This window comes from Kitasatospora sp. NPDC056531 (genome assembly GCF_042794375.1).
In the GTDB taxonomy this organism is placed as follows: domain Bacteria; phylum Actinomycetota; class Actinomycetes; order Streptomycetales; family Streptomycetaceae; genus Kitasatospora.
Genome location: NZ_JBHTTU010000031.1, coordinates 1 through 15,696, shown reverse-complemented (window position 1 = coordinate 15,696; position 15,696 = coordinate 1). Strand labels below are relative to the sequence as shown.

14 protein-coding genes and 1 pseudogene are annotated in these 15,696 nt (G+C 73.4%); 9 read left to right on the top strand and 6 right to left on the bottom strand.

Going from position 1 to position 15,696, the window contains the following annotated elements:
* Positions 1–266: 266 nt before the first annotated feature.
* From ACFQ87_RS24315 to ACFQ87_RS24295, 5 genes are all read left to right on the top strand, one after another.
* Complete coding sequence (locus tag ACFQ87_RS24315; protein WP_380612904.1) at positions 267–1,547, top strand: aspartate kinase; 1,281 nt, start codon at positions 267–269, stop codon at positions 1,545–1,547.
* Between the two features lie 28 nt (positions 1,548–1,575).
* Complete coding sequence (locus ACFQ87_RS24310; RefSeq protein WP_380612903.1) at positions 1,576–2,679, top strand: aspartate-semialdehyde dehydrogenase; 1,104 nt, start codon at positions 1,576–1,578, stop codon at positions 2,677–2,679.
* A 261-nt stretch (positions 2,680–2,940) separates the two neighbouring features.
* The gene (locus ACFQ87_RS24305) at positions 2,941–3,486 is read left to right on the top strand and encodes a SigE family RNA polymerase sigma factor (protein WP_355668736.1); all 546 of its coding nucleotides are present in this window, start codon (positions 2,941–2,943) and stop codon (positions 3,484–3,486) included.
* Positions 3,479–4,642, top strand: coding sequence for a hypothetical protein (locus tag ACFQ87_RS24300; protein ID WP_380612902.1), 1,164 nt, complete (start codon positions 3,479–3,481; stop codon positions 4,640–4,642). Before ACFQ87_RS24305 ends, ACFQ87_RS24300 begins: the two co-directional genes overlap by 8 nt.
* Before the next feature lie 177 nt (positions 4,643–4,819).
* Positions 4,820–5,605 carry an SURF1 family protein gene (locus ACFQ87_RS24295; protein ID WP_380612901.1) on the top strand — a complete coding sequence of 262 codons (786 nt, stop codon included), beginning with the start codon at positions 4,820–4,822 and terminating at the stop codon, positions 5,603–5,605.
* Between the two features lie 12 nt (positions 5,606–5,617).
* On the opposite strand, the gene ACFQ87_RS24290 is transcribed toward ACFQ87_RS24295, so the two are convergent.
* The 5 genes from ACFQ87_RS24290 to ACFQ87_RS24270 form a co-directional block, all read right to left on the bottom strand.
* Complete coding sequence (locus ACFQ87_RS24290) at positions 5,618–6,274, bottom strand: hypothetical protein (RefSeq protein ID WP_380612900.1); 657 nt, start codon at positions 6,272–6,274, stop codon at positions 5,618–5,620.
* On the bottom strand, positions 6,271–8,127 hold the full coding sequence (locus ACFQ87_RS24285) for a S9 family peptidase (RefSeq protein WP_380612899.1): 1,857 nt from the start codon (positions 8,125–8,127) through the stop codon (positions 6,271–6,273). Before ACFQ87_RS24285 ends, ACFQ87_RS24290 begins: the two co-directional genes overlap by 4 nt.
* 178 nt (positions 8,128–8,305) lie before the next feature.
* Positions 8,306–9,190, bottom strand: coding sequence for an MFS transporter (locus ACFQ87_RS24280; protein ID WP_380612898.1), 885 nt, complete (start codon positions 9,188–9,190; stop codon positions 8,306–8,308).
* The gene (locus ACFQ87_RS24275) at positions 9,114–9,413 is read right to left on the bottom strand and encodes an MFS transporter (RefSeq protein ID WP_380612897.1); all 300 of its coding nucleotides are present in this window, start codon (positions 9,411–9,413) and stop codon (positions 9,114–9,116) included. Before ACFQ87_RS24275 ends, ACFQ87_RS24280 begins: the two co-directional genes overlap by 77 nt.
* Positions 9,414–9,563: 150 nt before the next feature.
* Complete coding sequence (locus tag ACFQ87_RS24270; protein WP_380612896.1) at positions 9,564–9,941, bottom strand: nuclear transport factor 2 family protein; 378 nt, start codon at positions 9,939–9,941, stop codon at positions 9,564–9,566.
* Positions 9,942–10,098: 157 nt separating this feature from the next.
* Here ACFQ87_RS24270 and ACFQ87_RS24265 point away from each other — a divergent pair, with 157 nt between their 5' ends.
* Positions 10,099–12,828 carry a helix-turn-helix transcriptional regulator gene (locus ACFQ87_RS24265; RefSeq protein WP_380612895.1) on the top strand — a complete coding sequence of 910 codons (2,730 nt, stop codon included), beginning with the start codon at positions 10,099–10,101 and terminating at the stop codon, positions 12,826–12,828.
* A gap of 236 nt (positions 12,829–13,064) precedes the next feature.
* On the opposite strand, the gene ACFQ87_RS24260 is transcribed toward ACFQ87_RS24265, so the two are convergent.
* On the bottom strand, positions 13,065–14,060 hold the full coding sequence (locus ACFQ87_RS24260; protein WP_380612976.1) for a LuxR C-terminal-related transcriptional regulator: 996 nt from the start codon (positions 14,058–14,060) through the stop codon (positions 13,065–13,067).
* 211 nt (positions 14,061–14,271) lie between these two features.
* Here ACFQ87_RS24260 and ACFQ87_RS24255 point away from each other — a divergent pair, with 211 nt between their 5' ends.
* The 3 genes and pseudogenes from ACFQ87_RS24255 to ACFQ87_RS24245 all read left to right on the top strand — a co-directional run.
* On the top strand, positions 14,272–14,586 hold the full coding sequence (locus tag ACFQ87_RS24255; RefSeq protein WP_380612894.1) for a hypothetical protein: 315 nt from the start codon (positions 14,272–14,274) through the stop codon (positions 14,584–14,586).
* Between the two features lie 147 nt (positions 14,587–14,733).
* Positions 14,734–14,877 (top strand): hypothetical protein, encoded by a 144-nt coding sequence (locus ACFQ87_RS24250; protein ID WP_380612893.1) that lies wholly within the window; start codon positions 14,734–14,736, stop codon positions 14,875–14,877.
* Between the two features lie 164 nt (positions 14,878–15,041).
* A pseudogene (locus ACFQ87_RS24245) lies at positions 15,042–15,696 on the top strand (hypothetical protein); the annotation flags it as partial.

Sequence of the window (15,696 nt, the reverse complement as noted above, 5' to 3'; positions counted from 1 at the left end):
CCTCAGCCGTCCGCCCGGAAAAGAAATCCGGCCGTGGCGGCGTCCGTTCGTCCGACGATTCTTCGGAACCGCGCCGAATGCCCCGCAGACCTGCCGGTGGCACCCCGCCCGTGGTCGCTCACGTGCTGAAACGGCCGTCTCATCATATGGAAAGCACCAGGCGGGGCACCCCTGCTCGGTAGACTGACGCCGACCGCACACCCCTCTCCCCCGGGGGGTACGGGGGCCTGGCGCCCCCGGAAAACGACACAAGTCGAGGAGCGCACGTGGGCCTTGTCGTGCAGAAGTACGGCGGCTCATCCGTTGCGGATGCCGAAGGCATCAAGCGCGTGGCCCGTCGAATCGTTGACGCCAAGAAGGCCGGCCATGAGGTCGTCGTCGTGGTGTCCGCGATGGGCGACACGACGGACGAGCTCATCGAACTCGCGGAGCAGGTGTCACCGCTTCCTGCCGGCCGTGAGTTCGACATGCTGCTGACCGCTGGAGAGCGCATCTCCATGGCGCTGCTGGCCATGGCGATCAAATCCCTGGGTCACGAGGCCCAGTCCTTCACGGGCAGTCAGGCCGGTGTCATCACCGACTCCGTCCACAACAAGGCGCGCATCATCGACGTGACGCCGGGTCGCATCCGCACCGCCCTGGACCAGGGCAACATCGCGATCGTGGCCGGCTTCCAGGGCGTGTCCCAGAGCAGCAAGGACATCACCACGCTGGGCCGCGGCGGCTCGGACACCACGGCCGTCGCCCTCGCGGCGGCGCTCAAGGCCGAGGTCTGCGAGATCTACACCGACGTGGACGGCGTGTTCACCGCCGACCCGCGCGTGGTGAAGAAGGCCCGCAAGATCGACTGGATCGCGTACGAGGACATGCTGGAGCTGGCCTCGTCCGGTTCGAAGGTGCTGCTCGACCGCTGTGTGGAGTACGCCCGCCGCTACAACATCCCGATTCACGTACGCTCGTCCTTCTCGGGTCTTCCCGGGACGATCGTCAGCAACGACAACCCGAACAAGCCCGAAGGGGGCGAGATGGAGCAGGCCATCATCTCCGGAGTCGCCCACGACACCTCCGAGGCCAAGGTCACGGTCGTCGGCGTGCCCGACAAGCCGGGCGAGGCGGCGCGCATCTTCCGCGCCATCGCCGACGCCGAGGTCAACATCGACATGGTGGTGCAGAACGTCTCCGCCGCGTCGACCGGCCTGACCGACATCTCCTTCACCCTGCCCAAGACCGAGGGCCAGAAGGCCATCGACGCGCTCGGCCGGGTCAAGGAGGGCATCGGCTACGAGTCGCTGCGCTACGACGACGCGATCGGCAAGATCTCGCTGGTCGGCGCCGGCATGCGCTCCAATCCGGGCGTCACCGCGACCTTCTTCGAGGCGCTGTCCGCCGCGGGCGTGAACATCGAGCTGATCTCCACCTCGGAGATCCGCATCTCGGTGGTCACCCGCGCCGACGACGTGTCGGAGGCGGTCCGCGCCGTGCACAGCGCCTTCGGTCTGGACAGCGAGTCGGACGAGGCCGTCGTCTACGGCGGCACCGGGCGATGACCCGGAAGCCGGGCGGGGGCTCCGGGCGATGACCCGGCGTCCGAACCTCGCCGTCGTCGGCGCCACCGGCGCTGTCGGCGAGGTGCTGCTCGGCCTGCTCTCCCTCCGTCAGGACATCTGGGGCGAGATCCGACTCGTCGCCTCCCCGCGTTCGGCCGGCCGCGCGCCGGTCGTACGCGGGGAGGCGGTCGGGGTCGTCCCGCTGACGGAGGAGGCCTTCGCCGGGATCGACGTCGCCGTGTTCGCCGTTCCCGACCAGGTGTCCGCCCAGTGGGCGCCGATCGCGGCGGCCAAGGGCGTCGTGGTGGTTGACGACTCGGCCGCCTTCCGTACCAGCGGGGACGTGCCGCTGGTCGTCCCCGAGGTCAACGCGGCCGCGCTGCGGATCCGTCCGCGCGGCATCGTGGCCAGCCCGGCCGGCACCACGCTCGCGCTGGTCGCGGCGGTCGGCGCGCTGCACGCCGAGTACGGGCTGGAGCAGCTGGTCGTCGCCACCTACCAAGCCGCCAGCGGTGAGGGCCGCGAGGGCGTCGTCGCGCTGCGCGAGCAGACCGCGCTGGTGGCCGGCACCGAGGTCGGCCGGCAGACCGGCGACCTGCGCGCCGTGATCGCCGACGACGGGCCGTTCGCCGCCCCGCTCGTCCTCAACGCCGTGCCCTGGACCGGCGGCCTGCGCGAGGGCGGCTGGTCCGCCCAGGAGCTGGGCCTGCGCGACGAGGCCCGCAAGATCCTCGGCCTGCCCGCCCTGAGGGTCTCCGCGACCTGCGTGCGCATCCCGGTGGTGCGCACCCACGCGCTGGCCGTGCACGCGCGCTTCGAACGCGAGGTCAGCCAGGAGCACGCGCAGGACATCCTGCGCGAGACGCCCGGTGTGGTCCTCTACGACGACCCGGCGGCCGGGGAGTTCCCGACACCGAACGACGTGGTCGGCACCGACCCGGTCTGGGTCGGGCGGGTGCGCCGGGCGCTGGACGAGCCGGACGCGCTCGACCTCTTCCTCTGCGGCGACAACCTGCGCAAGGGTGCCGCACTGAACCTGGTGCAGATCGCCGAGCTGGTGGCACGTGAGCTGACGGCGGGAGAGGAACGGGCTCCCGACACCCCGGACGGGCCCTCGGAACCCCGGACCTGAGGGTCCCTTCTGCCCGGGGATGTCCGCACCTGTGTCCGCTCCTCGACACAATCTGTCCGGAATCCCGTGGGAATCCCCTGGAGGCCTCTTCCGCCGATGCGGAAGAATGGCCCCCGGGCTGGGCAACCATGACAGGGGATCGAGTGTCCAACGGGCGTGGCGAACGTTTTGGTGGGGGCAAGGGCGGGCATCCCGGCGAGAGCCGCGGTGGCCTTCCCCTCGCGCGCCCCGTGGTCTTCGAGTAGGCCGGAAGACGACCAGATGACGGCGGCCGCACCCGGTGCGGCGGACTCCGGCGCGGGTACCGACGCGGGTACCAGCGAGGACCTGCTCACCGAGACCTACCAGGCGCACTACCGCTCGCTGCTGCGGCTTGCCGCGCTGCTCCTGGACGACCTCTCCACCTGTGAGGACGTCGTGCAGGAGGCCTTCATCCGGGTGCACGCCGCCCGGCGCCGGGTGCGCGAACCCGAGAAGACCCTGGCCTACCTGCGGCAGACCGTGGTGAACCTGTCGCGCTCCACGCTGCGCCGCCGCATCCTCGGTCTGCGACTGCTGCCGAAGCCCATGCCTGACATGGCCAGTGCAGAAGAAGGTGCCTACGATGCCTTGGAGCGCGACCAGTTGAAGGCCGCGCTGCGTGGTCTGCAACGCCGTCAGCGGGAGGTTCTGGTGCTGCGTTACTTCGTGGACATGACGGAGGCGCAGGTCGCCGAGACCCTGGGCATCTCGCTCGGCTCCGTGAAGGCCTACGGATCACGCGGACTCGCCGCCCTCCGGACCCAGATGGAGGCCGGACATGGCTGACGGCGTCTGGCAGCGGTCCGGGGACGACGACCTCTCGGGTCTCTCCTCCGAGGAACGGGCACTGCGTGAGCTGATGCACCACGCGGTGGCCGGGATCCAGCCCGAGTCCGGCGCCCTGCCCCGCATCCGTCAGGCCGTACCCCGGCGCCGGGCCGCCCGGCGCGGGGCCTGGACCGGCGCGGCGGCGCTGGCCCTGGCCGTCGCGATCGCCCTGCCCGTCCTGCACGACGGGGACCACCTCGGGCTCTCCGGCGGACCCGGCTCGGCCGAGGCCCAGAGCCCGGCCCCCACCGCCCCCGGCGGCAAGACGGCCGGCGGGTCCGTCGGCACCGGTGCGGCCGTGCACACCGGCCCGAGCGGCACCGGGGACACCGCGCCCTCCCCGGGCACCGCCTCCGCGTCGCCCAGCCCCGGCGTGGACACCACCCGGCCGGGCCTCACCCCCACCCCCACCGGGACCCCCGGCACCGGGGACGGCGGGATCATCCCGCTCTGCACCCGGACGGACCTCGGACAGGGCACCGCGCAGGTCGGTGCGGCGGACGGGCAGGGGCGGATCTACGGCTCCTTCACCGTCTACAACGTCTCCGGGCGCAGCTGCCGCCTCGGCGGACCGGGCGCGGTGGCCGTCACCGCGGTCAGCGGCGCCGACCGCAGCCGGGTCCGTACGGCCGACCACACCCCCGGCGACCCGGCGGGCAGCCTGCCCGCGATGGACACCGAGCCACCCGTACTGGCGCCGCAGGCCGGGTACCGGGTGCCGTTCGCCTGGATCCCCGACCAGAGCTGCGGCTCCGGCGGCACCGCGACCAGCGCGCCCACCGGCGCCAACCAGGTGGCCCTGACCACCCAGGCCCCCGCCGCCGCCTCGGACGCCCCCGCCTCCGGCAACTCGGCGGCCCCGAGCTCCAACCCGCAGGCCAGCGCGACGCCCACCTCCGGTCCCACCTCGGCGCCCAGCCCGACCGCCACCCCGACCGGCAGCCCCACCACCGGCCCGGCCACCGCCACCATCGCCCACACCCCGGCCCCGGGCAGCCCGGCGGCCGCGACGGCCTCGCTGCCGGTCGCCTGCGGGGGGACGCTCTACCGGGGCGGCGTGCAGTCCACGGGCGGGGCGGTCGCCCAGCCGTTGGGGACGCCGGCGGCGGGCTGAGGGGGCGCTCCCGGGCCCGGCTTCTCGGGCCCAGCTTCTCGGGCCCAGCTTCTCGGGCTCTCGGGCCCAGCTCCTCGGGCCTCCCGCGTCCCCCACCCCGCCCGCGCCCGGCGGTCCTCCCGTCCTCGGCGGACCCTGTGGTCCGGGACGGTGTGAGGAATGGTTACCGTGGGGGGTGTGTACCGGTTCCTCCTGACTCCGCGCTGGCTCAGCGGCACCGCACTGGCCATGGCGGCCGTGGCGGTGTGCGTCTGGCTGGGCACCTGGCAGCTCGGCCGGTTCGAGGACCGCGTCACCACGCACCAGGAGACCAAGCAGTCCCTCACCGCTTCGAGTGACGCCGAGCCGATCGACGCCCTGCTCACCCAGGCCAGCCCGCAGGTGACCACGCAGACCGTCGGCAAGCCCGTCACGGTGACCGGCAGCTATGACACCGAGCACCAACTCCTCGTCCCCAACCGGGTGCTGGACGGTAAGCAGGGCTACTACGTGCTCACCCCGCTGCGCACCGCTGACGGACACGCCGTCGCAGTGGTGCGGGGCTGGGTGCCCGGGGCCCCGTCCGGAGCCGTGGCCGAGGCGCCGCCGACCGGGCAGGTGACGGTGACCGGACGGCTGCAGGCCGACGAGGCGGTGGGCAGCAACGGCGCGGTGGCGGGCGGTCTGCCTGCCGGGCAGCTCGGCATGATCAACCGGGCCTCGCTGCTGAACGTCCTCGAATACGACGGCTGGTACGACGGCTGGGTGGCCGCCGACCAGGTGCCCACCGGGCTGACGGCCGTACCGACCGTGCAGCCGCAGGGCGGCGACGGGCTCACCCTGCGTGCCTTCCAGAACCTGGGCTACACCCTGGAGTGGTTCGTCTTCGCGGGCTTCGTGGTCTTCATGTGGTTCCGCCTGCTGCGCCGCGAGGTGGAGGCGGAGCAGGACCGGGCCCTCGGGCTGGACCCGGTCCTGGACTGACCCTTCGGAGCCCTACCGGGTGGGCTTGCCGGGCGCGGGCACCGGCTTGGCCGGGGTTGCGACCGCCGACGGGGTCGGGGGCGCGGCGGGGGTCGGCGCCTGGGTCGGCGCCTGGGTCGGCGCCTGGCCCGGTGTCTGCGAGGGGACGGCCCGGGCGGTGTTGGTGCCGCCGAACGGCGTCGACATGTCGCCGTCCCCCTCGGGCACCCCGTTGCGGCAGTGGCCGCGACCACCGACACCGTTCGAGTCGTAGTGGTCGATGTGGTGGTGCACGGTGCGCCCGTTCGACCCCTTGGACCCCTTCGAGCCCTTCGATCCCGAGCCGGACGAGCCCTTGGACCCGCTCGACCCCTTCGACCCGCTGGACCCCTTGGCCAGCTGGTCCGTGCCGTCGCCGGGCCGGTACGCCGCCCGGACGACGAACGAGCCGGCCCCGTCCCCCGGCGCGCCGGCCTTCGTCGCCGTGGCGGGCGGCGCGCCGGGCACGGCGCTCGCCGGGGGCGTCGAGGCGACCGCCGTCGGAGCGGGCGGCACGGCGGCCGTGGGGCTGGGCAGCACCGGACCGACCGGGAGCGGGCAGGCCGTCTCGGCGTCGTGCGAGCCCGAGCAGCCGGTGAGCACCAGCGCCCCCGCCACCGCCACCCCCGCGAGCGTCAGCGGACGCCTCACTCAGCCCCTCCTGCGGCCCCGCCGGGCATGCCGAGGTGGCGCCGGACGAAGTCGATCTCCAGCCGCAGCTGCTTGATCCGCTCCTCCACCACCAGCGAGCCGTGCCCGGCGTCGTACCGGTACACCTCGTGCGGCTTGCCGAGCCGCTCCAGCCGCTCGACGTAGTTGTCGATCTGCCGGATCGGGCAGCGCGGGTCGTTCACCCCGGCGCTGATGTAGACCGGCACCCGCACCTGCTCGACGTAGGTCAGCGGCGAGGACGCGGTGAAGCGCTCCGGGACCTCCTCCGGGGTGCCGCCGAAGAGCGTGCGGTCCAGCGACTTCAGCGCCTCCATCTCGTCGGCGTACGCGGTGTGGTAGTCCGCGACCGGCACGGCGGCGACGCCGAGCGACCAGCTCTCCGGCTGGACGCCCAGGCCGAGCAGGGTCAGGTAGCCGCCCCAGCTGCCGCCGGTCAGCACCAGGCGCTGCGGGTCGGCCAGGCCGCCGGCGACCGCCCACTCCCGGACGGCGGCGATGTCCTCCAGCTCGATCAGGCCGACCCGCTCGTGCAGCGCGTCGGTCCAGGCCTGCCCGTAGCCGGTCGAGCCCCGGTAGTTGACCCGGACCACCGCGAAGCCGTGGTCCAGCCAGGCGGCCGGGCCGGCGGCGAAGGAGTCGCTGTCGTGGTGGGTCGGGCCGCCGTGGATCTCGAAGACGGTCGGCAGCGGGCCGTCACCGGGGGCGTGGCCGGCCGGGCGCTGCACCAGGGCGTGCACCCGCCCGCCGGGGCCGTCCACCCAGACGTCCTCGACCGGGACGGAACCGGGCGGCACCGGACCCGGCGCCCGCAGCACGACCGCACCGGCGGTGGAGCGGACGGCGGAGGGCTCGGCGGCGGAGGACCAGAGGTACTCCACCGTGCCGTCCGGACGGGCGGTGGCGCCGCCGACGGTGCCGCGCGCGGTGTCCAGGCGGGTCAGCCGGCCGTCCGCGAGCGAGTACGAGAACAGCTCGCTGCGGGCCTCGTACTCATGCTCGACCAGCAGTTCCCCGGCCCCGGGGCGCCACTGGGCGGAGACGTCGCCGGGCAGCTCGCGGCCCTGCTCGTCGCGCAGCGGGAGGGCCGTCTCGGCGCCGGTGGCGACGTCCCAGATCATCGGCTCCCAGCGGCCGGTGCGCTGGTGGGCGACCAGCAGGCGGGTGTCGCCCTCGACCGGGGCGAAGCCCAGGCAGGCGACGCCGCGCGGCTCGTCCCGGCCGGTCACCTCGTCCAGCTCGGCGACCGTCTCGACGCCGTCCCCGTGGAGGCGGACCACGCGGATCGCGGAGTGCATCGCGTCGCCGTGCTCGGTGTGGTCGACGGCGAGCAGGGTGCCGTCGTGGCTCAGGTCGCCGACGCCGCCGTACTCCTCGTGACGGTAGATCTCGACCGGCTCGGCGGTGCCGGGGCGGCGCACGTGCAGGGTGGTGCCGTCCTCGTCGGTGGAGCGGCCGACGACCACCGTGCCGTCGCGGCCGAGGGCCAGGCCGGCCGAGTAGGAGGGGGCGAGACCGGGCACGGCCTCCTCGTCCGGGCCGCCAGCGAAGGGCTGGCGGCGCCAGACACCGAACTCGTCGCCGTCGTGGTCGTCGAACCACCAGACCCAGGCGCCGTCCGGGGACAGCTCGGCGTCGGTGGTGCCGTTCGGGCGGTCGGTGACCTGACGGTGGGTTCCGGTGGCGCGGTCCCAGGCGTAGACCTCGTAGGTGCCGGTCGAGTTGGACACGTACAGGGCCCGGTCGGGGGCGTCCTCGGCCCAGTCGGGCAGCGACACCCGGGCCGCCCTGAACCGCTGCTCCCACGCCGGTACGGCGCTCTTCTCCTCGCTCATCCGACCATCCAACCCGATCGGCGGGAGGGAACGGAACCGGCGGGTGGGTTCGACCCTCCCGCCGGTTCCGTTCGCTCTGTTCCGTCCGTTCCCCTCTGTTCCGTTCGGTCCGTTCGGTCCGCTCGGTCCGCTCCCGGGACGTTCACGAACGCCCGGGGCCCTGAGCGCGCCCGGGGGCCTAGGAACGCCCGGCCGTGCGCGGCAGCAGCCGGACCAGTCCCACGAGGACCAGCTCCAGCACCGCGAGCGCCGTCACGCTGCGGCCGAAGGCGGCGGTCGCGTCGCCCGCGCCGTAGTAGACCAGGCCGATCAGCGCGATCCCGACGGCCCCGCCGACCTGCTGCACGGTGGACACCGCACCGGCCGCCGAACCGGCCAGCTGAGGCTCGACGGCCGCCAGGGCGACGGTGGTGACCGGGGCGATCACCAGGCCCATGCCGAGGCCGTCGACGAACAGCCCGGGCGCCAGCCACCAGACGCTGCCGGCCGCCGCGCCGTAGGCGGCGAGGGCGAGCAGGCCCAGCCCGGCGGCCATCAGCAGGCCGCCGACGGTGATCGTGCGCGGCTCGCCGAGCCGGGCGGTGACCAGGTGGGTGGTGTTGGAGGTGATCAGGTAGCCGAGGCCGATCGCGGTGAAGACCAGTCCGGCACCGAGCGCGTCCAGGCCGCGGCCGATCGGCAGGTTGATCAGGAAGCAGCTGCGCCAGCCGAGGCCGAGGAGGTCCGCGCGGATCAGCAGCCCGCCGATCAGCTGGCCGAACTCCGCGCCGACGCCCATGGTCAGCCCGTACCGGGCGAAGGCCCGCGCCTGCGCCGCGCCGCTGAAGGCCGTCCGCAGGATCGCCAGCACCTGCGGGCCCATCAGCGCCGCCCCGAGGCCCCGGACGACCCGGGAGCCGACCAGGGCGCCGGTGGTGGGGGCGAGGCCGCAGGCGGCGGAGGCGAGGGTGAACAGGGCCAGGCCGACCGCGACACCCGGCGGCGGCCTATGGACCCCTCCTGCCCGATGGCGGGCAAGGAGGGAGGTCGCCGAGCCGGCCGGCGGTGACCAACCCGGCCGCAAGGGCCAGGCTGAACCCGGCCATCACCCACTGGACGGCTGCGGGGCCGGCGCCCAGGTCGGCCTGGAGGGAGGGGACGGCGACGTTGACGACGAAGACGTCGAGGGAGGTCATGAAGGTGGCGGTCAGGACGACCAGCAGCAGGCTCTTGGGGGCCGTGGCTGCCTTCGGCGCGGCGGCGGCCGCGGCTTCGGCCGACCGCCGGGTGCCCAGGGCGGTGCTCATCTCGGGCTCTCCTCAAGGGCTCGGGGCTCAGGGCTCGGGGCGGGGTCCGGGGCTCGGGGCCCGGGTTCGGGGTCCGGGGCGGGGTCCGGTTCGGGGAGGGGCGTCGCCGGGTGGCCCGGCGGCGCCCCTCGGGTGGGTCGCGCCTGCGGCTCAGGCGCCCGGGACGCGGTCCAGGAAGCCGTACACGGTGCCGATCCGGCCGTCCGGGGTGGCCGCCAACACGTCGAAGCCGATCACCATCGGCTCGGCGCCGGCCGGGCCGAGGTTCCAGGTGAACCGGGCGATGTCGTGGTGCGCGTCCACCGGGCCGAGGGTGAACTCCAGCCCCGGGAACTGTGCCTGGGCCGCGCCGATCAGCGCGTCGATCGCGTCCCGGCCGGCGACCGCGGCCAGCGGGTCGGTGTAGCGGCCGTCCTCGGCCCAGACCTCGTCGATCAGCTTGCGGCGGGCCGCCGGGTCGGTCTCGTTCCAGACCGCGAGGTAGCGCTCGGCGAGCTGCTGGAGGGCGGCGACGGTGATCTCGGTCATGGCTGTCTCCCGTGTTCCGGTGGGTGGTTGGGCGGGCGTTCCCGCTGCTCAACCAAGGTATGGACGGGCCGGGCCGGGCGAATCAGTCACGTATAGGCATGGCGGTACGTAGCTCTCGCCACGGGGTACCGGCGGCCGGCTGGGTAGGGTCGGGGGCATGCTGTACGGGAGGGAACACGAACAGGCCGCCGTGGCAGGGCTGTTGGCGGCGGCGGGGGGCGGACGCAGCGGGGCCCTGCTGCTGCGTGGCGAGGCGGGGATCGGCAAGACCGCGCTGCTCGATGACGCCGTCGCGCGGGCCGGGGCGGGTTTCCGGGTGATCCGGGCGGCCGGCGTCGAGTACGAGGCCGAACTGCCCTTCGCCGGGCTGAGCCTGTTGCTCGCCCCCGGCCTGGACCGGCTGGACGCCCTGCCCGGGCCGCAACGGCGGGCCCTGGAGACGGCGTTCGGGCTCGGCGACTCATCGACGGCGGCCGCGGACCGGCTGCTCGTCGGCCTGGCCACCCTCGGGCTGCTCGCCGAACTCGCCTCCGAACAGCCGCTGTTGTGCGTGGTCGACGATGTGCAGTGGCTGGACCGCGCCTCCCTGGACGCGCTGCTGCTGGCCGCCCGGCGGCTCCAGGCCGAGGGGGTCGCCCTGCTGCTCGCCGTCCGCACCGAGGGCGGCGCCTCCGCAGAGCGGCAACTCGGGCTCCCCGAACTGCGGGTGAGTGGTTTGGCCGAGGCCGACGCCACCCGCCTGCTGGCGCACCGGGCCGGCCCCGACCTGCCCGCCGCAGTCCGTGACCGGCTGCTCGCCGAGGCCGCCGGCAACCCGCTCGCCCTCACCGAACTCCCGGTCGCCGCCGGGCCGCAGCCGCACACGGCGGGCGGGCTACCGCTCACCAGCCGGCTGCTGATCGCCTTCCACGGCCAGGTCACCGGCCTGCCCCCGGCCACCCAGACCCTGCTGCTGATCGCTGCCGCCGAGGAGAGCGGCGAGCTGGACGTCGTGCTGCCCGCCGCGGCCGCGCTCGGGGTCGGCGCCGAACAGCTCACCCCCGCCGAGGAATCCGGCCTGGTGACGGTCACCGCCGACCGTCGGATCGCGTTCCGCCACCCGCTGCTGCGCTCCGCGATCCTGCAACGCGCCCCGCACCACCAACGGCTGACGGTTCACCGGGCCATCGCCGAGGCGCTGCCCGACGGCGACCGCCGCACCTGGCACCGCGCCCTCGCCGCCACCGCCCCCGACGCCGACCTCGCCGACGCGCTGGAACGCACCGCCGTCCGCGCCGAGCGCCGCGGCGGCCACGGCGGCGCCGCCGCGTACGAGCGCGCCGCCCGGCTCACCCCCGACCGCGACGCCGCCACCCGCCGGCTCGTTCTGGCCGCCGAAGCCGCCACCGAGGAAGGCGAGTTGGTGCGCGCCGAGGCGCTCGCGGACGAGGCCGCCGGCCGCACCGACAACGTCCTCGCGCACGCCCTGCTGGACCAGGTCCGGGCCACCGCGCACTTCTGGCGCGGCTCGTATCCGACGGCGAACCGGCTGCTGCTCGACGCCGCCGCCACGGACATCGAGTCCTCGCACGCCGCCCGGATGCTGTTCCAGGCCTTCCACGCCGCCTGGTACGCGGGGGAGGAGGCGGTGGTCGCGGTGCTCGACCGGCTCGCCGTCCTCCCGCTCGCCCCCGACGACCCCCTGGCCCCGCTCGCCCGCCACCTGCCCGCCGCCGTCCTCCCGGCCCTCGGCAGGCCCGCCGGGCCCCTGCCGCCCGTCCGGGAGAGCGCCGAGGCCGCCCGCCGGGCCGGCGCCGAGACCCCCGTCGACCTCGTCCAGCTCTGCGGCGCCACCCTCATCCTCGGCCGCGACGAGGAGACCGTCGAACTCGGCGGCGAACTGGTCGCGGAGGCCCGCGCCAAGGGCACCGTCGGGGTGATGCCCACCCTGCAGTTCTTCCTCGCCGAGGCCGAGCTCTTCCACGGCCGCCACGCCGACGCCGAACTCACCGCCATCGAGGCCCTCGCTCTCGCCCGGGACACCGGCCAGCACCAGTGGGTCAGCCAACTCAGTGCCCTGCTCGCCTACCTGGCCGCCCTGGACGGCCGCACCGAGCGCTGCACAGAACTGGCCACCACCGCCCTCGCCACCACCGGCCCGCAGACCGCCGCCCCCGCCGCCGGCCGCCCCTGGGCCCACTGGGCCCTCGCCCTGCTCGACCTCGGACAGGGCCGCGCCGCCGGCGCCGCGGACCGCCTCCACCCCCTCACGACCGGCCCGCACCGCCACCACGTCTGCGCCACCCGCGCCGTCCCCGACCTGGTCGAGGCCGCCGTCCGGCTCGGCACCCCGGACCGCGCCGCCGAACCCTACGAATGCTTCGCCCGCTGGACCGCCGCCGCCGACCGCCCCTGGGCCGAAGCCCTACGCCTGCGCTGCCAGGCCCTCCTCGGCCCCGACGAACTCGCCGAACCGGCCTACCGCGCCGCCCTCGACCTCCACACCACCACCCACCGCCCCTTCGAACACGCCCGCACCGCCCTCCTCTACGGCGAATGGCTCCGCCGCACCCGCCGTCGCACCGACGCCCGCCCCCACCTCCACTTCGCCCTGGAAACCTTCGACCGCCTCGCCGCCCACCCCTGGTCCGCCCGCGCCCGCACCGAACTCTCCGCCACCGGCACCCCCGCCCCCGACACCCCGCTCTCCCCACAGAGCCCGCAGACCCCCCTGACCCCGCTGACCCCTCAAGAACTCCAGATCGCCCGCCTGGCCGCCCAGGGCCTCACCAACCGCGACATCGCCGCCCAACTCTTCCTGAGCCCCCGCACCGTCGCCCACCACCTCTACAAGGCCTACCCCAAGCTGGGCATCACCTCCCGCACGGCCCTCGCGTCCGTGCTCTGACACGACATCGGCAGGGCCGCCCACCCGCTCCAGGGCCCCGTCACGAGCGGACACGCCAGAGGGCCCATCGGATTTCTCCGATGGGCCCTCTGGGCTGGGTCGGGGTGGCGGGACTTGAACCCACAGCCTCTTCGCCCCGAATCACGGGCAGCCTGGTCGCTGAGGTCGTTCACTCAGGCCACAGGTGGTGCCGGGCGCGCTGACGGCCACTGCCGCGCCGCCGCTTCCTACCCTTCTCACCGGCCGTGCGGCAGCCATCCTTGCTGGACGGCTCGCACGCCGAACTCGAACCGGCTGCGCGCACCCAGCTGCTCCATCAGGTCCGTTGCCTGCCGCCGGGCGGTACGGGCGGAGACGGCGAGCCGCTTGGCGATCGCCTCGTCGGTGAGACCCTGCGACAGCAGCCTGACGACCGCGGCTTCCTGGGGGCTGAGGCCCGTCTCGTCCCTTGAGGCTCTCCCGCTCAGCGGCTGAGCAGCGGCCCAGACGTTCTCGAAGAGTGCGCACAGGGCGGTCAGTGTGCCTTGTCCGGTCAGCACCACCGCGCCGGACCGGGTGTCCTCGCTGCTCACCGGGATGAGGGCGGCATTCCGATCGAAGATGATCATCCGGGTGGGGAGCTCCGGCGAGGTCCGCACCTCCCCGCCCAGCTTCTCCAGCCAGCTCACGTACGCCACCGTGGGCTGGCTGTTACGCACACTGTCCAGGTACACGGTCCGCATGCGGACACCCCGCCCCAGCAGGTCCTGGTCGTGCGGCTTGGACGCCTCGATGCTCTCCGGGCTGTGCCTGCCACCGGGTGCGAAGGTCATGATCTCGGTCCGCAGCCCGCGGGCCAGTCCGGCGATCCTGTCCCGGATCTCGTCGAGCCCCGTCAGTTGTTCGACCCCGTTCTGCGACGCGGCGGGCTTCAGGTCCGCGAACTCCGCGATCAGCTGGGCCGCCGCCGCACGGGATGCCTCGATCCGCAACTTCTGTGCGGCCAGCTCGGCCTGCTGGCGTGCCATCAGAAGCTCCATGCCGACGGCCGGCGACACCGCGTGAAGCTCACCCGCCTGTTCGTGCGACGGGCGGACCAGCGCCAGCTCGCTGAGCAGGTCCAGGCTGCGTCGGACGTCCTCCTCCGGCAGGGTGAGCCGCTCGGCGAGCGCGCGCACCCCGTCCTTCGGGTAGGCGAGCATGCACCGGTAGACGGCCTCCGAGACAGCGTCCAATCCGAGCGAGGTCAACACTGCGCTCATCCCCCCTGAACAGCAGTTATTCCATTAAAAAACGCACATGATCATCTCATTTGGATGTTCGAGTCAGCCAGCGTCGACCGTGGACGGTTTAGGCCATGGACGGTACAGGCCTGATTGATCCTCTATTGAGGTGCATGGGCGATTTGAGAGGGTCGGGGCCATGTACCTCATCCACGCGAACCTCTGCGCACCGCGCCCGGAAATGACGCTGCCCCAAGGCTCCGGAGGGCTGGTCCGTTCGATCGCGATGCCGCACGAGGAGATCGAGCACATCTCCGTGCACCACGGTTCGACCCCCGACCCGGTGCTCGGGGTCTTCCTGATCGCCGATCGACTCGAGAGCGCCGAGGCCGTGGTGGCCCGGTTGTGCCGGCGCGCTATCGACACCCTCCCCGCTCTGCGCGGGTGGTCCGTCGCTCGGGTCGGGGCTCCTCTCGTCGCCCCCTTCTACGAGCGACTGCTGTCCTCCTCCGGTCACGGTGGACTGATCAGTCCAGGGCCGGTTCCGTCCACCTGAAAGCCCTTCCGCCCACCCTGACCTGCGACGAAGCTAGTACTCGCCAGCAGGGAACACCGCCCGGCAGCTGGCACCGGACGAAGCGTCACCGCGGGACGCGAGACCGGGAGACACCCTCAGTCCCAGCTCATTCAGAGGACCACTTCCATGCTTCGCACCTCGCTCACCAAGGCCACCGCGGTCGCTTCCCTCGCTCTCGCCGCCCTCGTGCCGGCGGTCGCCGCCCAGATCTCCACCCCAGCCACCCACGCTGCGGCTGTGTCCGCTCCGGCCAACACCATCTGGGACTGACCCGCGCCGCCTGACGGTTTGCGCACCGCTCTTCCGTCGCCCCGCCGCCGCCCGTCGACCGCTGCTCCTGCAGGGCAGCCGTCCATGCCGCGACCGGGCCGTCGAACCGTCAGCAGAGAGCCGAACAGACGTTTTCGCCCACCTCGCCAGTCAGGACTGCCACCATGTCTTCCAAGGCTTCCAAGTTCACCCGGGTCGCCCTCGCCACCGCCATCGCCGTCTCCGGCGCGGTCGCCACCACCGCTTTCACCGCAACCGCCTCGCACGCGGCGAGCGCTGCGTCCTCCGTCGACGGCTCGATCTCCCGCTCCGAGATCATCGCCCGCGCTCAGTACTGGCTCGGTAAGAGCATTTCCTACAGCCAGAACGACTCCTACCCGGACGCGGATGGCCGCAACTACCGCACGGACTGCTCCGGTTACGTCTCAATGGCCTGGCACCTGGGAACCAGCGCCAACACTCAGAGTCTCGCCGATTCCTACACCACCGAGATATCGCGCAGCGACCTGAAGCCCGGTGACATCCTCAACAGCTACTACAACCACGTCATCCTGTTCGAGAAGTGGGAGGACGACGCCCACACCACCTTCTCCTACTACTCGTTCGGCTCCACCCCGGTGAAGCACGTCACCGGAGTCTCCATCGACGCGTCGGAGTTCGACAGTCACCCCAACAGCGAGTACAAGGCGCTGCGCTACAAGAATGTCGTCGATGACGTGGCGGTGCCTTCGGTGAGTGTGAGTCAGTTGGTCGGGGATCAGTCGGGGGCGGTGTTCCTGTCGGCGTCCGCGTCGGGTTCGGGTGGGGCGTCGTTGTCGA

What these genes read in the sequence shown, in the direction of transcription:
- ACFQ87_RS24310 (WP_380612903.1), top strand. Translation starts at nt 1,576, where the DNA reads ATGACCCGGCGTCCGAACCTCGCCGTCGTCGGCGCCACCGGCGCTGTC.
- ACFQ87_RS24305 (WP_355668736.1), top strand. Translation starts at nt 2,941, where the DNA reads ATGACGGCGGCCGCACCCGGTGCGGCGGACTCCGGCGCGGGTACCGAC.
- ACFQ87_RS24300 (WP_380612902.1), top strand. Translation starts at nt 3,479, where the DNA reads ATGGCTGACGGCGTCTGGCAGCGGTCCGGGGACGACGACCTCTCGGGT.
- ACFQ87_RS24285 (WP_380612899.1), bottom strand. Translation starts at nt 8,127, where the DNA reads ATGAGCGAGGAGAAGAGCGCCGTACCGGCGTGGGAGCAGCGGTTCAGG.
- ACFQ87_RS24275 (WP_380612897.1), bottom strand. Translation starts at nt 9,413, where the DNA reads ATGAGCACCGCCCTGGGCACCCGGCGGTCGGCCGAAGCCGCGGCCGCC.
- ACFQ87_RS24270 (WP_380612896.1), bottom strand. Translation starts at nt 9,941, where the DNA reads ATGACCGAGATCACCGTCGCCGCCCTCCAGCAGCTCGCCGAGCGCTAC.
- ACFQ87_RS24265 (WP_380612895.1), top strand. Translation starts at nt 10,099, where the DNA reads ATGCTGTACGGGAGGGAACACGAACAGGCCGCCGTGGCAGGGCTGTTG.
- ACFQ87_RS24255 (WP_380612894.1), top strand. Translation starts at nt 14,272, where the DNA reads ATGACGCTGCCCCAAGGCTCCGGAGGGCTGGTCCGTTCGATCGCGATG.
- ACFQ87_RS24250 (WP_380612893.1), top strand. Translation starts at nt 14,734, where the DNA reads ATGCTTCGCACCTCGCTCACCAAGGCCACCGCGGTCGCTTCCCTCGCT.